General features: G+C 64.7%; 13 protein-coding genes. 9 read left to right on the top strand and 4 right to left on the bottom strand.

Annotated features, from left to right (window positions below; translation table 11 throughout):
• Positions 1-391 precede the first annotated feature (391 nt).
• The 9 genes from ACFE70_RS04325 (at position 392) to ACFE70_RS04285 (ending at position 11,598) form a co-directional block, all read left to right on the top strand.
• Positions 392-2,179: a serine hydrolase domain-containing protein gene (locus ACFE70_RS04325; protein WP_375416492.1), complete on the top strand. Its 1,788-nt coding sequence runs from the start codon at positions 392-394 to the stop codon at positions 2,177-2,179.
• A 205-nt stretch (positions 2,180-2,384) separates the two neighbouring features.
• Positions 2,385-2,696: a 2TM domain-containing protein gene (locus ACFE70_RS04320; protein WP_375416491.1), complete on the top strand. Its 312-nt coding sequence runs from the start codon at positions 2,385-2,387 to the stop codon at positions 2,694-2,696.
• A 68-nt stretch (positions 2,697-2,764) separates the two neighbouring features.
• The gene (locus ACFE70_RS04315; protein ID WP_375416490.1) at positions 2,765-3,955 is read left to right on the top strand and encodes a PQQ-dependent sugar dehydrogenase; all 1,191 of its coding nucleotides are present in this window, start codon (positions 2,765-2,767) and stop codon (positions 3,953-3,955) included.
• Positions 3,956-4,145: 190 nt separating this feature from the next.
• Positions 4,146-4,613 (top strand): ATP-dependent zinc protease, encoded by a 468-nt coding sequence (locus ACFE70_RS04310; protein WP_375416489.1) that lies wholly within the window; start codon positions 4,146-4,148, stop codon positions 4,611-4,613.
• Positions 4,614-4,788: 175 nt separating this feature from the next.
• A complete protein-coding gene (gene rimK / locus ACFE70_RS04305; RefSeq protein WP_375416488.1) occupies positions 4,789-5,736 on the top strand; it encodes a 30S ribosomal protein S6--L-glutamate ligase in 948 nt (315 codons plus the stop codon).
• A gap of 248 nt (positions 5,737-5,984) precedes the next feature.
• A complete protein-coding gene (locus tag ACFE70_RS04300; RefSeq protein ID WP_375416487.1) occupies positions 5,985-6,935 on the top strand; it encodes a succinylglutamate desuccinylase/aspartoacylase family protein in 951 nt (316 codons plus the stop codon).
• Positions 6,936-7,162: 227 nt separating this feature from the next.
• On the top strand, positions 7,163-7,888 hold the full coding sequence (locus ACFE70_RS04295) for an OmpH family outer membrane protein (protein ID WP_375416486.1): 726 nt from the start codon (positions 7,163-7,165) through the stop codon (positions 7,886-7,888).
• 262 nt (positions 7,889-8,150) lie between these two features.
• Positions 8,151-10,526, top strand: a complete 2,376-nt coding sequence (locus ACFE70_RS04290) for a TonB-dependent receptor domain-containing protein (protein WP_375416485.1) — start codon at positions 8,151-8,153, stop codon at positions 10,524-10,526.
• 88 nt (positions 10,527-10,614) lie between these two features.
• Complete coding sequence (locus tag ACFE70_RS04285) at positions 10,615-11,598, top strand: DUF4249 domain-containing protein (RefSeq protein WP_375416484.1); 984 nt, start codon at positions 10,615-10,617, stop codon at positions 11,596-11,598.
• Between the two features lie 885 nt (positions 11,599-12,483).
• Here ACFE70_RS04285 and ACFE70_RS04280 read toward each other — a convergent pair.
• The 4 genes from ACFE70_RS04280 to ACFE70_RS04265 all read right to left on the bottom strand — a co-directional run bounded on the left by ACFE70_RS04280 (position 12,484) and on the right by ACFE70_RS04265 (position 16,924).
• The gene (locus ACFE70_RS04280) at positions 12,484-13,140 is read right to left on the bottom strand and encodes an NAD-dependent epimerase/dehydratase family protein (RefSeq protein WP_375416483.1); all 657 of its coding nucleotides are present in this window, start codon (positions 13,138-13,140) and stop codon (positions 12,484-12,486) included.
• Positions 13,141-13,180: 40 nt separating this feature from the next.
• Positions 13,181-13,795, bottom strand: a complete 615-nt coding sequence (locus ACFE70_RS04275) for a hypothetical protein (RefSeq protein ID WP_375416482.1) — start codon at positions 13,793-13,795, stop codon at positions 13,181-13,183.
• Between the two features lie 55 nt (positions 13,796-13,850).
• Entirely contained in the window at positions 13,851-14,708 is an 858-nt protein-coding gene (locus tag ACFE70_RS04270; RefSeq protein ID WP_375416481.1) for a S1 RNA-binding domain-containing protein, read from the bottom strand.
• Positions 14,709-14,980: 272 nt separating this feature from the next.
• Positions 14,981-16,924 (bottom strand): hypothetical protein, encoded by a 1,944-nt coding sequence (locus ACFE70_RS04265; RefSeq protein ID WP_375416480.1) that lies wholly within the window; start codon positions 16,922-16,924, stop codon positions 14,981-14,983.
• Between the last annotated feature and the right edge of the window lie 262 nt (positions 16,925-17,186).

Genomic DNA, 17,186 nt, shown 5'->3' with positions numbered 1-17,186 from the left:
CTACCCCCTCGTTTTTGCCTCAACCGGGCCGGCGGCGAACAAGCCACGCAGCGTAGCCCCGCGGGCCAAATGCTGCCGGGTTGGTTCTGCTCTTCGCAGAATAATTAAAATAGGGATTTTTGGACGGTGCCAGCTTATGCTGGAGTAATTTTAAAATTTCCGCCCGTCGTTAAGCGACCTGATAGCTGCGTAGCGTTGCGGTACGCACTAAAAATTGCGAAAAGAACCGATTGCTTCATCAGCTATCAAAAATCATGCTGTCTTAGAAAAATTAAAGATATTGCGAAAACGTTGAAATTTTATTCTTAGACCAATGCAATAATTTTGTTTCGGTCAAACCGATGAGCTAGGGTAGCGGAAATCGAGGGGTTGACAGCGTTGCTCCTGCTGCTTGAAACTACTTTTTACGCTCTTCCTGCTGGGCCTTACTTGTCTGCGCGGCCTGGCCCAAACCGGAATTGAGGTGCCTGAGCTGGCGCCGGTCGACGAAACCGTGCGGCAGTTTATGCAGCGCTGGAACGTGCTGGGCGCCTCGGTGGCCCTGACCAAAGACGGCCGGCTGGTGTATGACCGGGCCTTTGGCTACGCCGACGCGGCCCGCACCGTGCCCTTGCAGCCCTATCAGCTGCTGCGGGTAGCCAGCGTCTCGAAGACCGTGACGGCCCTGGCCATCCTGAAGCTGGTGGAGGAAGGGCAACTCAGCCTGACGCACAAAGTCTTTGGCCCCGAAGGCTACCTGAGCGGTCCGGCCTACAGCCGGGAGCTGCACGACCCGCGCCTGCTTGACATCACGGTGCAGCACCTGCTGGAGCACTCTGCCGGCTGGGACCGCCGCGTCGGCTGCGACAACCACGACGGCTGCGACCCCATCGACTTTCCGACCCACGTGGCCGCAGTCATGCACGTGCCCAACCCCGTCGGCGACTCTACGCTCATCCGCTACCTGCTGCGCCAGGGCCTCAACTATGCCCCCGGCACCCGCTACGCCTACTCTAACATCGGCTACCTGGTGCTGGGCAAGGTGCTGGAGGCCGTCACGCAGCAGCCCTACGAAGCCTGGGTGCGCGCGCACGTGCTCCAGCCCAGCGGCGTGCTCGAAGCGCACCTGGGCCGCAACCGGCCCGCCGACCGGCTGGAGCGGGAAAGCAGCTATTTGAGCCGCTACCGGATGACCTCGTGCTACGACCCCGGCCAGCAGGTGCCGGCCGCCTACGGCGGCTATCAGCTCGAAGCCATGAGCGCGCACGGCGGCTGGCTGTTCTCGGCCCGCGACCTGGCCCGGCTGGCGCTGGCCGCCGATGGCTTCGGCTCGCGGCCCGACCTGCTGGCGCCCGCCACGCTCAACGCCATGACCCAGCCATCGGCGGCGGCGGCCGGCTACGGCCAGGGCTGGATGCTGGATGGGGCTAACAACTGGTACCACACCGGGCAGCTCGACGGCACAGCCAGCCTGCTGATGCGCACGGCGCGCGGCTACACCTGGGCGATTCTGCTGAACACGGCCAATGGCTCGGCGCAGTTCTGGCGCGAGCTGCAGGCGCTGGGCTGGGATTGGCTGGCCGCCGCGACTAGCTGGCCGGCCCACGACCTGTTCGCGCCCGACCAGAACGCCGCCGGTCTGCGCGCCGATTCTGCCGCCGGGGCGGCCCCGGCCCAACTGAGCTGGACCAATGGCAGCGGCACCCACCGCCTGCTGCTGCTCAAGGCTGGCAGCTCCAGCACCGCTTTTCCCCTCGATGGCACCGCCTACCCCCCCGCCAGCCGCCTGGCCGATGGCACCATCGTAATAGCCAATGGTGTGGCCAGCACCACGCCACTGCCCGCCCTCGACCCGCAGCGTTCCTACTACGCGCGGGTGGTAGAGTACCGCCAGGATGCCGCCACCGGTGGCCGGCCCGTCTACACCCTCGACGCCAATCCCCGCCTGGTGCTGCCGCCCGCCGCCGGGCAGTCGCCCCCGCTCGCGCTTCGGCCCAAGTTAGTCCCGCGCCGGCTGCGAGCGGCGGCCATCGCGGCGGGAAAGCGCTACCCGCTGGCAGCCACCGAGAAGAATTTAACTCAGCCCGAAGACACCTTGCCGGCGCCCGCCGCCTCGGCCCAGCCGCTGCCGCCGGGACCTTATCTGCTGCGCATTCGCCGGGCCCTTCGCGCCAGCGTGCTGCATTTAGTGCGGCTGTAGAGGTAGGTTGGCGGGCGCGTGGCCGAACAAGGCAGGGCTCCGGCGCTTGAAGGTGGGTGGCGTTGCTAAGGGAGGTGAGAACAGTTTATCCTGTTTTTGGAGGGTTTCAGCAGGAGCAGCTGCGGCTTCGGTAATAGCGAGTGGCGAGGGGGTAGGAGCGGCGACTACCTTTCGCCCATCGTTCACCTCCCAGCCCCTTTTCGCCATGACCACTGCCCTCCCTACCCCCCTTGCTGCTGGTGCCCGCGACGCCCAGCTCTGGCGCCAGGCCCGCGCCCAAGCCCAAGCCAAGTTCAAGTCCCACTCGTTCGTGTACCTGGCCGTGAATGCGCTGCTGTGGGTGCTGTGGGCTTCGACGGGGCGCGAGGCGAACCCGCTGCCCTGGCCGGTGTTCACCGCTCTTTTCTGGGGCTTCGGCCTGGCCATTCAAGGCCTGAGCACTTACGGCCTGTTCGGCCAAACCAGCCTCGCCGAGCGCGAGTATGCGCGCCTGCTCAGCCAGCGCGGCGGGCAGTAGCCGCGGGTCGTTGCGGGCGGCGAAACTGCAACCTTGCGTCCGGCAGCGGGGTTTGCTGGGGTATGAAAATGACTCGTCTCCTGCCGGCTTTATTGCTCTTGCCGCTGCCCGCGTGGCTGGCCGCCACCGGCCCCGCCCTGCCTCCTGAAGCGGTTGAAACGACTGCGCCGGCCACTACCAGCAAAATCCCTACCCCCGCCATTCCGGCCAAGGCCGCCGACCGCCTCAAGCTCATCAAGCTGCCGCCGGGCTTCCGCATCAGCTACTTTGCCCAGGGCGTGCCGGGCGCCCGCGAGCTGGCGCAGGGCCCCGACGGCACTGTGTACGTGGGCTCGAACGGGCCGGGCAAGGTGTACGCGCTGCCCGACCGCAACCGCGACGGCCGCGCCGACCAGGTCATCACCGTGGCCAGCGGCCTGAACTCGCCCAACGGCGTGGCCGTGCGCAACGGCGCGCTCTACGTGGCCGAAATCAGCCGCATCCTGCGCTTCGATAACATTGCCCAGACCCTGAGCAAGTCGCCCAAGCCGGTCGTGGTGTATAATCAGCTGCCCGACAAGGAGTGGCACGGCTACCGCTTCATCTCCTTCGGTCCCGATGGCCTGCTCTACGTGCCGGTGGGCGCGCCCTGCAATTCGTGTTTGCCCGAAAAGCCGATTTTCGGCACCATCAACCGCCTGCGCCCCGACGGCACGGGCTTTCAGAACGTGGCCCGCGGCGTGCGCAACACGGTGGGCTTCGACTGGCACCCCATCACGAAGGAAATGTGGTTTACGGATAACGGCCGCGATATGCTCGGCGACGATTTGCCCGCCGACGAGCTGAACCGCGCCCCCCAGGCCGGCCTGCACTTTGGCTTTCCCTACTACTTCGCCGGCGACGTGATGGACCCGGAGCTGGGCCCCGGCACTTCACCCGCCGACTTCGTGGCACCCGCCCGCAAGCTCGGCGCCCACGTCGCGGCCCTGGGCCTGAAGTTCTACACCGGCCAGCAGTTCCCGGCCGCTTACCGCAACCAGCTATTCATCCCCGAGCACGGCTCCTGGAACCGCAGCAAGAAAAGCGGCTACCGCATCTCGCTGGCCAAGCTCGACGCTACGGGCCGCAAGGTGCTCAGCTACGCCCCCTTCGCCGAAGGCTGGCTGCAAGGCCAGCAAAGCTGGGGCCGCCCGGTGTGTCTTCTGGTGCTCAAAGACGGCAGCCTGCTCGTCAGCGACGACCAGGGCGACGCCGTGTTTCGCATCAGCTACGGGGGGTAGGGAATCACCTGTCATCCTGAGCGCAGCGAAGGACCTTCTCACTGTTGAACGAGTCGTTGTTACGATAATCGTTCAGGCGGGAGAAGGTCCTTCGCTGCGCTCAGGATGACAGGTGATTTTGTGTGACGTTCTTTGTTGAGCCCTGATTTCCCTACCCCCCCCTTACGCCGCCCAGCCCGTCCGTACCCTCATGCTTCGCCTCCCCAAACGCCTGCTCGGCCGCCGCGAGCTGCTTGACTTCCCGGCGTTCGGCCTGCACGGCATCGAGGCCAAGGTGGACACCGGCGCCTACACCAGCGCCCTGCACTGCGCCGACGTGCGCCTCGAAATCCGGCCCGGCGCGGGGCCGCTGCTGCACGCCCGCCTGCTCGACCCCGATCACGCCGGCTTCGACGGCCGGCCGCTCACTTTCCAGGAATTTCAGCTGCGCGACATCCGCTCCTCCAACGGCGAGGTGCAGGAGCGCTACGTGATTCGGGCCGTGGTGCGCCTCTACGGCGAAGACTTTGAGGCCGAGTTTTCGCTCGCCGACCGCTCCGACATGAAATACCCGGTCTTGCTGGGCCGCAGCCTGTTGCGCCAGGGTCGCTTCATGGTCGATGTGGCCCGGCGTAACCTCTCGCGCCGGTTTGAAGTTAAGGCGCGGCGGGCGCGGTGACTGAGTGAATGGGTGATTGAGTGGAGGGCCGGGAGCGACGCCAAGGGCTGAGTTGCGTGCCTGTGCAGTTGTTTTGTCTTTTCTTGTCTTTGTTTGCTTTTTCCTGGTGCGCTGGCTTACTAGTTAGTTTGTCCGTCCGCAACTTCACTTAATCACTCATTCACCGCCGCCGCTGATGAAACTAGCTATCCTCTCGCGGGAGCCCAAATCCTACTCCACGCAGCGGCTCGTGGCGGCTGCCCTTGCGCGCGGGCACGTGGCCGTGGTCGTGGACCATTTGCAGTGCAACCTGGTGCTGGAAAAGGGCCGGCCGGGCATTATTTATAAGAGTGAGCTGCTCAGCGGCTTCGACGCCATCGTGCCGCGCATCGGGGCGTCGGTCACGTTCTACGGTACGGCCGTGGTGCGGCAGTTTGAGATGATGAAGGTGCGCACGGCCGTCGAGTCGCAGGCCATCGTGCGCTCGCGCGACAAGCTGCGCTCGATGCAGATTCTGAGCCGGGCGGGGGTAGGGATGCCCAAAACCGCCTTCACCAACTACTCCGAAGACGTGCCGGCCATGATTCGGCAGGTCGGCGGCGCGCCGGTCATCATCAAGTTACTGGAAGGCACCCAGGGCCTGGGCGTGGTGCTGGCCGAATCCGAAAAAGCCGCCCAGAGCGTGATTGAGGCCTTTCACAACCTCAAGGCCCGCATCATCGTGCAGGAGTTCATCGCCGAAAGCAAGGGGGCCGACCTGCGCGCCTTTGTGGTGGATGGCGAGGTGGTGGGCGCCATGCGCCGGCAGGGCGCCGAGGGCGAGTTTCGCTCTAACCTGCACCGGGGGGGGGTAGGGACGCTGGTCAAGCTCTCGCGCTCTGAGAAGGCCGCCGCCCTGCTCGCCACTAAAGCCCTGGGCCTGGGCATCGCGGGCGTCGATATGCTGCAAAGCAAGCGCGGCCCGCTGGTGCTGGAAGTCAACTCCTCGCCCGGCCTCGAAGGCATCGAGCGCGCCACCGGCCTGGACATCGCCGGCCGCATCATCGACTATACCGCCGGGCTCAGCAAGCGCAAGAAAGCGGCGGCCAAGCCCAAAACGAAGAAAGAAGCCGCGCCGGATTCGCAGGCGGATGTGGCGGGGTAGAACGACAACTCCCCTCCTTTTTTAAGGAGGGGACGTGGCCGCGTAGCGGCCACTGGGGTGGTGCGCGTCGTTGAACGAAACCTGAACGGTGGTGCCCACGCTACTTCCTTACCCCCCTGTTTTAACTCAAGGGTCGCCCGTCCTTGTTCAACGACGCGCACCACCCCCGTCAGGCTTGCGGCCTGACATCCCCTCCTTAAAAAAGGAGGGGAGTTTGACCGCCTCCATTCCCTACCCCCCCCCTTGCCTTGCCTGACCTTCTCCACCTCAATGGCTTGACCATTGCTCCCGGCGAGCGGGTGCTCACCCGCCTGGTCATTGCCAAGCTGCCGTCGGGGGCCGTGATTGACGTGCCGGTGCACGTCATCCGGGCCGCGGCGCCGGGGCCGGGCTTGCTGCTGATGGCCGGGATGCACGGCGACGAGGTGAACGGCATCGAGACCATCCGCCGGCTCGTGCGCCGCAACTTGCTTCAACCTACCAGCGGCAGCATCATCGCCATTCCGATTCTCAACATCTACGGCTTTCTGAACTTCAGCCGCGACGTGCCCGACGGCAAGGACGTGAACCGCGCCTTTCCGGGCCATCCGCGCGGCTCGGTGGCCAGCCGCGTGGCCCACCGCTTCATGCGCGAAATTATGCCATTGGTGGACTATGGCATTGATTTTCATACTGGCGGCGCGGCCCGCGCCAACGCCCCGCAAGTGCGCTGTGTGCTCGGCGACGACCCGCGCACCGATGCGCTGGCCAGCGCTTTTGCCGCGCCCTTCACCTTGCACGCGGCGCTGCGGCCGGGCTCGCTGCGCGAGGCGGCCGGCGCCGCCGGCAAGCCGCTCATCGTCTACGAAACCGGCGAGAGCCTGCGCCTCGACGAGCCCGGCATTGAGGAGGCCGTGGCGGGCACCTTGCGGGTGCTGCACCACCTGGGCATGGGGCCGGCGGCGCCGGCGCCGGGGCGGCCAGGCCTCGTGTGCCGGCGTCACCGCTGGCTGCGGGCAAGGTTCGCGGGCCTATTCCGGGCCCACGTCGGGCTGGGCGACTTCGTGGAAAAAGGCCAGCTCTTCGGCTCCGTGGCCGACCCGTATGGCCTGCAGGCCGTGCGCCTGGAGTCGCCGCTGAGCGGTTACGTCATTGGCCTTAACTACATGCCCGTCGTCAATCAGGGCGACGCCCTGCTGCACCTGGCCATGCTGGGGTAGGGGAGCTGACAAATCCGTTTGGCGCGGGGTTGTGCCCGTGCCGATTAGTGCCCGGCCTCCGGCCGGGTTGCGCCGCTCGCGTCGTTCATGGGTCATGCGGCAGGGGGCATCCTGTGGGCCGGAGACCTCTTCTGACCTGCCACGGGACCCAGCCCCGCGCCAGGTCAGCCTCAGTGCCACGTCGCCAAAACACCTTTCTTTGTAAGCCCAACTGCTTTATCCTGTTCATGAATTCTTTGCAAACCGTTATCAACGCCGTGCTCGGAGTGGCCGTAGCCGTGCTGTTTTTCCTGCATTTCAGCTCCCGCTCCGTCGGCGGCGCTGCCAAGCCGGCCGCCATAGCAACCACCGCTGCTACCGCTGATTCGGCCACGACCGCTACGACCGCCGCTACAACCCCCGAAATCCCTACCCCCCCCGAAACGCCCGTAGCCGAGCAAACCCCGGCGGTGACGGCCGCAGCCGCGGCCCTGCCCGCACCCACGGCCGCTACCAAAGGCAAAATTGCCTACGTCGAGTCGGGCAAGCTGCTCGATGGCTACCAGGGCATGAAGGACGCTCGCAAAGCCTTCGAGACGAAAGCCAAAGGCTGGGAGCGCCAAAACCAAACCCTGCTCACGGGCTTCAAAACCGCCGTCGAGCAGTATCAGAAATCGGCCGACGGCCTCACGGCCGAGCAGCGCGCCGCCACCGAGCAGAAGCTCGGCGCCCAGCAGCAGCAGGTGGCCCAGCAGCAGCAGCAGCTTCAGCAGCAGGCCCAGGAGGAGGAAGCCAAGCTCACCAGCACCGTGCTCGGCCGCATCAACAAGCAGGTCGAGGCCTACGGCAAGGCCCGCGGCTACCAGCTCATCCTCATCGCCGCGCCCAGCGGCACCATCGCCTACGGCCAGAAAGACCTCGACATCACGGCCCCCGTGCTGACCTATTTGAACAGCGAGTACCGCAAGAAGTAGCGGCTAGTAGCGTGGACTCTGCGAGTCCGCGCGTTTGCTGAGCGGGTATCGTTCAGGTCTCGTTCCCGCGCGGACTCGCAAAGTCCACGCTACTGCCTACCCCCTCAAATTCACTGCCGTTGCCCGGACCGCTCAAAGCCGGCTGTTTCGCCCGAACAGTCGGCTTTTTTCATTCTTAAGCAACCCAAACCCGCGCCGGTGGCTCCTGCTAAACAAATGCTCAGCTAGCTTCGCTGCCCATTGCTTTCCCTTTCTTCCCTGCATGAAAACACCTTTTCGCTTTCTGCTGCTGAGCGGCGCGCTGCTGAGCGCCCGGCCGGGCCAGGCACAGACCGGCAACCGGCTCACCATCAGCGGCTACGTGCGCGACGGCGCCACCGGCGAAAGCCTGCCCGGCGTGGCCGTGGTGCACCCGGCCAGCGGGCAGGGCACCACCACCAACACCTACGGCTTCTACTCGCTCACGCTCAGCGGCGGCGGGGCGGCTCCTGATTCGGTGCGGCTGCTGGTTTCGTCGCTGGGCTACGAGCGGCAGCGGCTGGCGCGGCGGGCCGAGGGCAGCTTTACGTATGATTTCCGGTTGAAAGCCGCCTCGGCCGAGCTGACGGGGGTCGAGGTGGTGGGCAGCCGCGACGAGAAGCTGGCCGAGAGCACCCGCATGGGCACTATTAACATTCCCATCAACCAAATCAAGCTCCTGCCGGCGCTGTTTGGCGAAACCGACGTGCTCAAGGCCCTGCAACTGCTGCCCGGCGTGCAGAGCGGCGGCGAGGGCAGCAGCGGCCTCTACGTGCGCGGCGGCTCGCCCGACCAGAACCTGATTCTGCTCGACGGCACGCCGGTCTACAACGCCTCGCACCTGTTTGGCTTCTTCTCGGTCTTCAACGCCGACGCCATCAAGAACGTGGAGTTGATTAAGGGCGGTTTCCCGGCCCGGTATGGGGGTAGGCTTTCGTCGGTGGTCGATATCAGCCTCAAGGAAGGCAACATGCAAAAGTTTCACGGCGAAGGTGCCATCGGCCTCATCGCCTCGCGCCTGACCCTGGAAGGGCCCATCAAGAAGGATACGGCCTCGTTTATCTTCTCGGCCCGGCGCACCTACATCGACATTCTGGCCCGCCCGCTCATCCTGGCGCAGTCCGACGGCGTGAGCGCCGGCTACTATTTCTACGACCTCAACGGCAAGCTCAACTGGAAACTAGGCGCCCGCGACCGGCTGTATCTGAGCGGCTACACCGGCTACGATGAGTTCTACGCCAACGACGAATATGAGCGCGGCAGCGACGAGTCAAGCAAGCAAACCAACGCCCTGGGCTGGGGCAACCGCACCGCCGCCCTGCGCTGGAACCACATCGTGAACGACCGGCTGTTCGTGAACACCCACTTCACTTACACCCGCTATCAGTTCGATGTCGGCATCGCGCAGGAAGACCGATTCCGCGATGCGCAGGGCCAGTCGCGCACCGAGAAGTTTGCGCTTAACTACCTGTCGAATATTCAGGATTTGAGCTTGAAAACCGATTTCGACTACGTGCCCAACCCGGCCCACTACGTGCGCTTCGGCGGGCAGTACATCCGCCATCAGTTCCGGCCCGGCGCCTTCCAAACCAAGGGCAGCACCGACCCCACCGAGAACGTGCGAACCGGCCGCCGCATCCCCGCCGACGAGGCCAGCCTCTACGCCGAGGACGATTACAAGCTCACGGACCGCCTGAAGGTGAACGCCGGCCTGCGCCTGAATTCCTTTCGGGTCGATAGCAAGCTCTATCCGTCGCTGGAGCCGCGGGTCTCCGGCCGCCTGCTGCTCACCGAAAACTGGGCCCTGAAAGCTGCCTACGCCCGCACCACGCAGTACGTGCACCTGCTCACCAACTCCAGCATCGGCCTGCCCACCGATTTGTGGGTGCCGGCCACGGCCCGCGTGCGGCCCCAGCTGGCCCAGCAAGTGAGCCTGGGCGCGGCCCGCAGCCTGCGCTTCCGGGACGAGGATTTTGAACTGAGCTTCGAGACCTACTACAAGCCCATGCGCCACCTGATTGAGTTTCGGGAGGGCGCCGACTTTATCGGCACGTCGGACGATAATTACGAAAGCAAAGTCACGAGCGGCCGGGGCTGGGCCTACGGCGGCGAGGTATTCGTGCAGAAGAAATCCGGCCGCACCACCGGCTGGCTCGGCTACACCCTGGCCTGGAGCACGCGCCGCTTCGCCGACCTGAATCAGGGCCGCCTTTTTTCCTATAAATATGACCGCCGCCACGATGTCAAGCTGGTCGTGATTCACGAGTTCAGCCCTACGTTTACGCTCTCGGGTACGGCCGTGTATGGCTCCGGCAACGCCGTCACGCTCTCGCAGGGCCGCTATTCGCTGCCGGGCCCCTCCGGCGGCGACACCTTCGAGGACTACGGCAACCGCAACGGCTACCGCATGGCCGCCTACCACCGCCTCGACCTGGATTTGAGCAAGACCAAGAAAAAGCGCTGGGGCGAAGTGGTAAACAGCTTCAGCGTCTACAACGCCTACAACCGCAAGAATCCCTACTTCATCTACCTCGGCCGGGACTCCAACGACAAGTCAACCTACCGGCAGGTGTCGCTATTTCCGATTCTGCCTTCGTTCAGCAAAACGTTTCGATTCTGAGGAAGTTGGCCGCATTCCCTACCCCCCTGTCTGGCGCGGGGGGGTAGGGAAGGTGGCCCGCCCGTCATTTTTACTTGCGCTTTCCATCATGGCTAAAATCTCCCTGCTGCTCCTGACCGCCGCCCTCAGCAGCTGCGAATCCACCGTCGATTTGCCCGAGCCGCCGCATACGCCCCGCGTGGCCCTCACCTACACGCTTACCACCACGCCCCAGGACTCATCCTTCCGGGAGCTGTACCAGGGGCGCCAGCTCTACCTCAGCAACAGCCAGCGCGTGTTCGACCAAAGCGAACTGCGCGGGCGCGCCGACGCCACCGTGGAGCTGCGCGATGCTGCCGGCGCCGTCGTGGAGCGCTACCGGCACCTGCCGCCCGGTGCCGCGCCCGGTAATGGCCTGCCTGGTGCTTACCGCCCTGTGCTCAACTTCCAGCCCCGGCCCGGCCAAACCTACACGCTGCGCGCCACGCTGCCCGGCCTCGAAACCGCCGAAAGCACCCTCACGCTGCCCCAGCCGGCCGTCATTGATACGGCCGCCTACGTGCTCCGCGCCGCCGGACCCAACGACTACCCCGGCAGCTACCGTGGCCGCCTCACCCTGACCGTGCGCGACGACCCCGCCACCGCCAACTACTACCTGGCCTACGCCCGCGTGCTCGACCGGCAGGGGCAGCCGGCGGAATGGTCGGCGCTGGAGCCGGACTACGAAAGCCAGGACCAGGATGTGGTGCTGGGGCAGTTTCAGCTCTCCAGCCCCGGCGGCAGCTACGGCTACCAGCTGTTTCCGTTTGCCGACGACGGCTTGAACGGGCAGCGCCTCACGCTGGCCACCGACGCGCGCTTCTACCTTGCTTATTCCGTTCAGGGCAGCGTGCCGCCGGAGCCGGGCTACATCGAGGTGACGGTGAGCAGCATCACAGCCGAGGCCTACCAGTTTTACCTCTCGCGCCGCCGCTACTACGACAGCAACGACAACCCCTTCGCCGAGCCTGCCCCGCTGGCCTCCAACGTGCGCGCCGGTTACGGCCTGTTCGGCGGCGCCACCGATGTCACCTACCGCATCCGCCTCTTCTAGCCGCTGGCGGGCGCGGCTGCTGGGGCGTTGGCGTCCGCCAGGGGGGTAGGGACTGCCGGCCGGATACGGCCGGGCCAATGGCTCTGCGCAAGCTTTCCCCGAAACTCGTCGGAGCCGCTTGCCGCGCCCGCTTACCGCGCCCGGTGGCAGCTGGGCCGGGGGCCGGGGCGCTCCGCCAGAGCCGTGGTTTCAGCAGCTGATTTACGGGAGCCGGGGCCAGCACTTGTAGGACGCACGGATGCTGCATCAGAGCTTTCCGAACGGGCGTCGCAAAATAATATATGTTATACAATATTCTCACAAAACCCCCGCTCAAGGTGCTGGCTGAAGAGTTTGGTGGTTGGTCCGGACAGCGGAATCGTTCAACGAGTAACTGTTTTCATTAGCAGAGTAAATAATTTATCCGGGCCAATGATAAATAAATTTGAGTCTGAAAGTGAGAGCGTAAGCTCGTGCTGAGGTTCAAATTATTTAGTCCCTAAGCTCCTCCTTATTTTAGGGGTGCTTGTTGAAAAATCCATATTATTAAGTTAAAATTTATTATGTTTAGCAATTATTTTTCATCCGCCCCCGATGGCCTGCCGCCCGAGGTGGCCTGCGCCCGGTGCCAGCGGCAGCGCGAGGTAGAAAACGCGCTGCTCAGTCACTTGATAAGCGGCTACAAGGCGACGCCCACCGCTTTGGGGGCCCTTCAGCAGTATATCGACAGCGGAAAGTCGCGGGAGAAGGCATTCAGCCTTCTCTACCAAGCGCGCTGAGCTGGCAGCGCCGGCCCATCCGCAATCAGCTTTCCCGGCCTTCCGGGCAGCCTCGCCACCTGCCAGCGGGGCTTCTTTGAGGCCCCGCTGTCCCGCCAGCTACTCCGGCTGGTGGCGCTGCCGCCACTCAGGCAGCACGGGCGATTTCGACCGCCCCGTGCACGCGCACGCCGCCGCCGTCGTCTTCGGCGGCGCGCAGCATAGCCGCCGCCACCGCCGCAGCGGGCACCGCCCGGTAGGCCCACAGCGGCCCCACGAGCAGCGGCCGGGTCAGCGCCAGCAGCGCGGCGCTAATGCGCTCGGCCAGCCGGGGCGTAGCCCGCGCGCCGAGCAGCAGCGAGGGCCGGAAGATATGGATGGCCCGGAACGCGGTTTGCCGCACGGTAGCCTCCATCTCGCCCTTCACGCGGGTGTAGTACACCCGGCTGCGCGCGTCGGCACCCAGGCTGGAGACGACCATGAACTGGGCCGCGAAGTTGCCGGCCGCCAGCGCCGCCAGTCGCACCACGTACTGATAATCAACTTTATAGAAGGCTTCCCGCGAGCCCGCCTGCTTCATGGTGGTGCCCAGGCAGCAAAACACGTCATCGGCCATGAGCTGCGCCCGGAAGTCTTCCAGCTTATCCAGCTCCGTGACGACCTGCACCAGCTTGGGATGCGCCTGCGGGAGCGGCCGGCGCCCGACCACTATCACCTTCGAGTAGCGCGCTGAGGCCAGCAGCAGGGGCAGCAGCTGCGAGCCAATAAGGCCCGTGGCCCCGGCGAGTAAAGCAGTTTTGGGCATTTGGTAGCAAAGAGGGGGTAGGGAGGGGAGTAATTAAGTTTTAAACCGCCTGCCGCTTTAAGTCAAACTGCGTTAGCAGGTAGTCGAAGACGCCCAGCACCTGCTCCAACTCCCGGTGATTGAACACGCTGGGGTCCGCTTGAACAAGGTCCTGCTGCAAGCGTAAAAACGCCCACTCAATGCCGGAAGTCACGCACCCGTAGATGGCGGGGTAGGCAATGTTTTCCTGCCGATTAAGCTCACGGGCCGCCAACATCTCGGCGGCGCACTGCGGCACGCCGCTCAGGATGTTCTGCCGCTTGGCTTTGACCAGCACGATGATGGGCGGCTCGGCTAGCGGGGCGGTGGCACTAGCCGTGATAATAAAGTCACAGACCCCTACCAGCTCATCCGTGCTGAGCGGTTCGCCGGAAAAAACGCCAATCTGCCCGGCGTAGTGCTCTTTCACGGCGGAGAGTACCGGCGCGATGAGCACTTCCGAAACGGCTTTTTCGGACTTGCTGATGGTCGGGGTCAGGGGGTTGATAGCCAAATAGCGCACCAGCCAGTCGGGCAGCGCCCGCGGTACAATGGGGGGTAGGAACGGAATAGTTTCGACCCGAATACCAAAATGCTCCCGCAGGGTTTTGAAGGTTACTTGACTATAAGTGAGCATTGTTGAGGTAGTTTTAAATGAAGAAAGCGATGCTACAATGGGCTTATGAACTTCCTCACCGCAGGCGCGTCTCTTCCGGCGCCAGCTCCACCAGGCCCCGCCGGAACAGGGCGCCCAGGGCCTGCTTGAACACTTTCTTGCTCATGCCCAGGCGGCGGTACACGTCGTCGGACAGGCTTTTGTCGCCGAGCGGCAGGCGGCCCTGGTTGTCGCGCAAGGCGCTGAGCAGCACGTCAGTAGCGGCCTGGGCTTCGGCGTAGCCAGGGCGGCGCAAAGTCACGTCGAGCTTGCCGTCCTGGGGGCGCACCTGGCGCAGAAAGCCGGGCAGCGCGTCGCCCGGCCGCAGGGGCCGGAAGACCTCATTGGCGTAGAGCAGGCCGCGATGCGTACCATTGACGATGACGTTGTAGCCCAGGTCGGTTTCATCGGCAATGAGCAGCTGCACCTCCTCGCCACTTCTTCCTTGGAAAGGCTCGTCGGACAGGAAGCCGGCCCACTTGGTGGTGGCCACAAGGCGGTCGGTGGTGTCATCCAGGTACACGTACACCAGCACCCGTTCGCCCACCCGCACCGGCCGCCGCTGGTTGGGGAAGGGCAGGAGCAGGTCTTTTTCCAGGCCCCAGTCCAGAAAGGCGCCGGCCGGGCCCTGGTCGCGCACGCTCAGGCCGGCAAAGGAATTGACGACGGCCAGCGGGCGCTGGGTGGTGGCAATGAGGCGGTCTTCAGAGTCGCGGTACACGAACACGCGCAGCACGTCGCCCACGCGGGTGCCGGGCGCCACGTACTTGCCGGGCAAGAGCAGGTCACCATCATCCGAGGTCAGGTAGAGGCCGATGCTGGTTTCGCGGGCTACTTCCAGGTCGTTATAGTCGCCGAGCTGCATTTCTTGAATAGGGGGGTAGGGAGTGGGCAAAGGTAGCGGGCTGGGGAGGGGGTAGGCGAACAACAACTTCCCTCCTTTTTTAAGGAAGGGACATTTTTGCGCAGCAAAAATTGGGGTGGTGGGCGTCGTTGAACAATAGCTGAACGACTACTCCCGGCTATTTTCCTACCCCCCGCTTTGCGGCCGAAGTCGTTCAACGACCTGCACCACCCCAGTTTTCACTTCGTGAAAACGTCCCCTCCTTAAAAAAGGAGGGGAGTTGGTGTTCGCCTAACCCCTCACTGAATCACCACCTCACCACCCTACTGATACTGCGCGATGCCCGGCTGCCCGAAGCTGAAATCCGAAAACTGATACGCGTCGCGGGAGCTTTCAAATAGGCGCAGCCCGTTGGGCGTGAGCTGGCCGCGCGGATAAAAACCCAGCAGCACCTGAAACGTGCGGATGGCCGTGAACTCGTTGCGAAAGCGCAGGCCCAGCCCGAAGCCCGTGTAGGGCACGCTGCTGCGGCCGAAGGGCGAGCCGCCGCCGGCCCGCTGCGAAATCCAGGCCGCATCGGCAAAGGCGACGCCGGCCAGGCGGAAGCCCAGAAAGGAGAGCGGCGTGAACATCGTGGTTTCATAGTTGAGCACCATGCGCGAGGTGGGAAACAAACTCTGGCCGGCCCGGAAGCCGCGCAGGCCCCGGTCGCCCCCAATGCCCTGACCGAGGCTTTCGGTCTCGAAGCGGTTGATGCCCAGCGTGGTGCGGCTGCTAAGCGAATGCCGGAACTGGTAGTTGCCGCGGTGTAGCAGGCGGGTGAAGTACAGGGTTTCGGCGCTGAGCAGCCCCTGCTCCCAGCCGCCGCGCGCGGCGCCACCGGTGCGTTGAAATGCGCCTAGCTCGGCGCTGGCGTAGAGGTAGCCGGCGCGCGCGTTGTAGCCGGCGGCCGCGAGGCGCGCGGCCAGGTAGCGGCGCGGAATTTCGCGGCTCAGGTCCATCCCAGCCGTGAAGCTGAGCAGCGTGCCCGTCGGCACGTCCTCAGTGCGGCCGAAGCCGAACAGGTACTGGTCTTTGTAGTAGCGGCGCACCGAGTAGCCCACCGTGCCCAAGAGCAAGGTCGAGTTGCGGTAGATGGGGGCGCTGGCGCTGGAATCGAAGGCCGGGCGCCGGCTATAATCCGAGCGCAGCACCCGGCCCGAGACGATGAGGCGGCCCGGATTCTCATAGCCCAAATCGTAGGAGCGCAGCCGGAACGAGCGGCCCAGCCAGGCATCCTGGGTGGCGTAGCGCAGGGGCTGAAACTCTGGGGTTTCGGTGGGCTGATTCAGGGGCGGCACCACGCCGCGGTCGTAGAAATCAACCGAGAAAGCGCCGGCGTACTTGGTCGTAATCGAGTAGAAGTCGCGGCGCAGCGACACGCCCCCGGTCTGGTCCTGGTACTGGTTGCGGTAGCGGGCTTCGGCCGTGAGAAAGCTGCGGAACGGCACCACGTAGGAGCCCTCGTAGCTCCAGGCCTGGGGTAGGGAGCGGCCGTACTGGTAGCGGTTGCGCAGCTTGTGGCCCAGGCCCAGGAAGTTGAGGTCGCCGACCCGCACCACGCCCGCCGCGGCCCCGCCCAGATCGAAGCCCCCGGTCAGGCTGAACACGTCGGTCGTGACCACCTCAATGTCTACGCTGTCGCGGGTGGTCGTCCGCTCGTTGACCAGCACGCGCGCGTCGAGCAGCTCGGCGGTCTGGCGCAGCAGGCGCTCCGACTCGGCCAAATCCTGTGGCTCCAGCAGGTGGCCCACCCGGAAGGTGAGCACCTGCCGCACCCGGCTGGGGGCCGTGCGCACGTGCAGCGTGTTGCCGGCCCGCTCCCAGAACGAGCCCGGCCGCCGGGTCGAGTCGCGCAAGGAGTAGCCGAATGCATCGAGCGTGCGGATATTGATGCGCCTGATAACCTTGTAGTTGTGCTGGTCGAACTGCCGGTCCAGCAGCTGGGCATCGAGGCCGGTGCGTTCTTCCTGGCGCTGGGTGAATCGAAATACGGCCGCCGCCGCCTTGCCGGCAATGGTTTTACGCTTGGTGTATTTTTTCAGGCCCGTCAGAATCCGCTCCTCATCGAAGCGGCGGCGCAGCGAGTCGGGCCGGATGCCGGCGCGGTTGAGGCGGGTGTTGAGCGAGTCGGGCGGCACGGCCGCGCGCGGGTCGAAGCCCGTCTGGCCAGCGGCGTACCGGGCAGCGCAAAGCAGAAACCAACACAGGAAAACAACGCGGCGCATAGTGGGCTAAGCTCAGGCTTACACGAAGGTAGGGGGGTAGGAAATGGGGGCAGTGGGTGTGTAGGGAGAATTGAGTTAAAAAGGTGGTCACGCTCATCTGGCATCCGCGCAGCGCAGCGGAGTCGGAGCACCTCTACCGCAGCAGCAATCAATGGCAAGCAACGATTGAGTTAGTCAGCGGTAGAGATGCTTCGCGGGGCTCAGCATGACCGCCTTTTTCCTCGCCTTGCCCTCCTTGTTATCGAACTATTTCCAAGAAAAT

The organism is uncultured Hymenobacter sp. (assembly GCF_964243305.1).
Classification (GTDB): Bacteria; Bacteroidota; Bacteroidia; order Cytophagales; family Hymenobacteraceae; genus Hymenobacter.
This window is presented reverse-complemented; position numbering and strand designations above follow the sequence as displayed.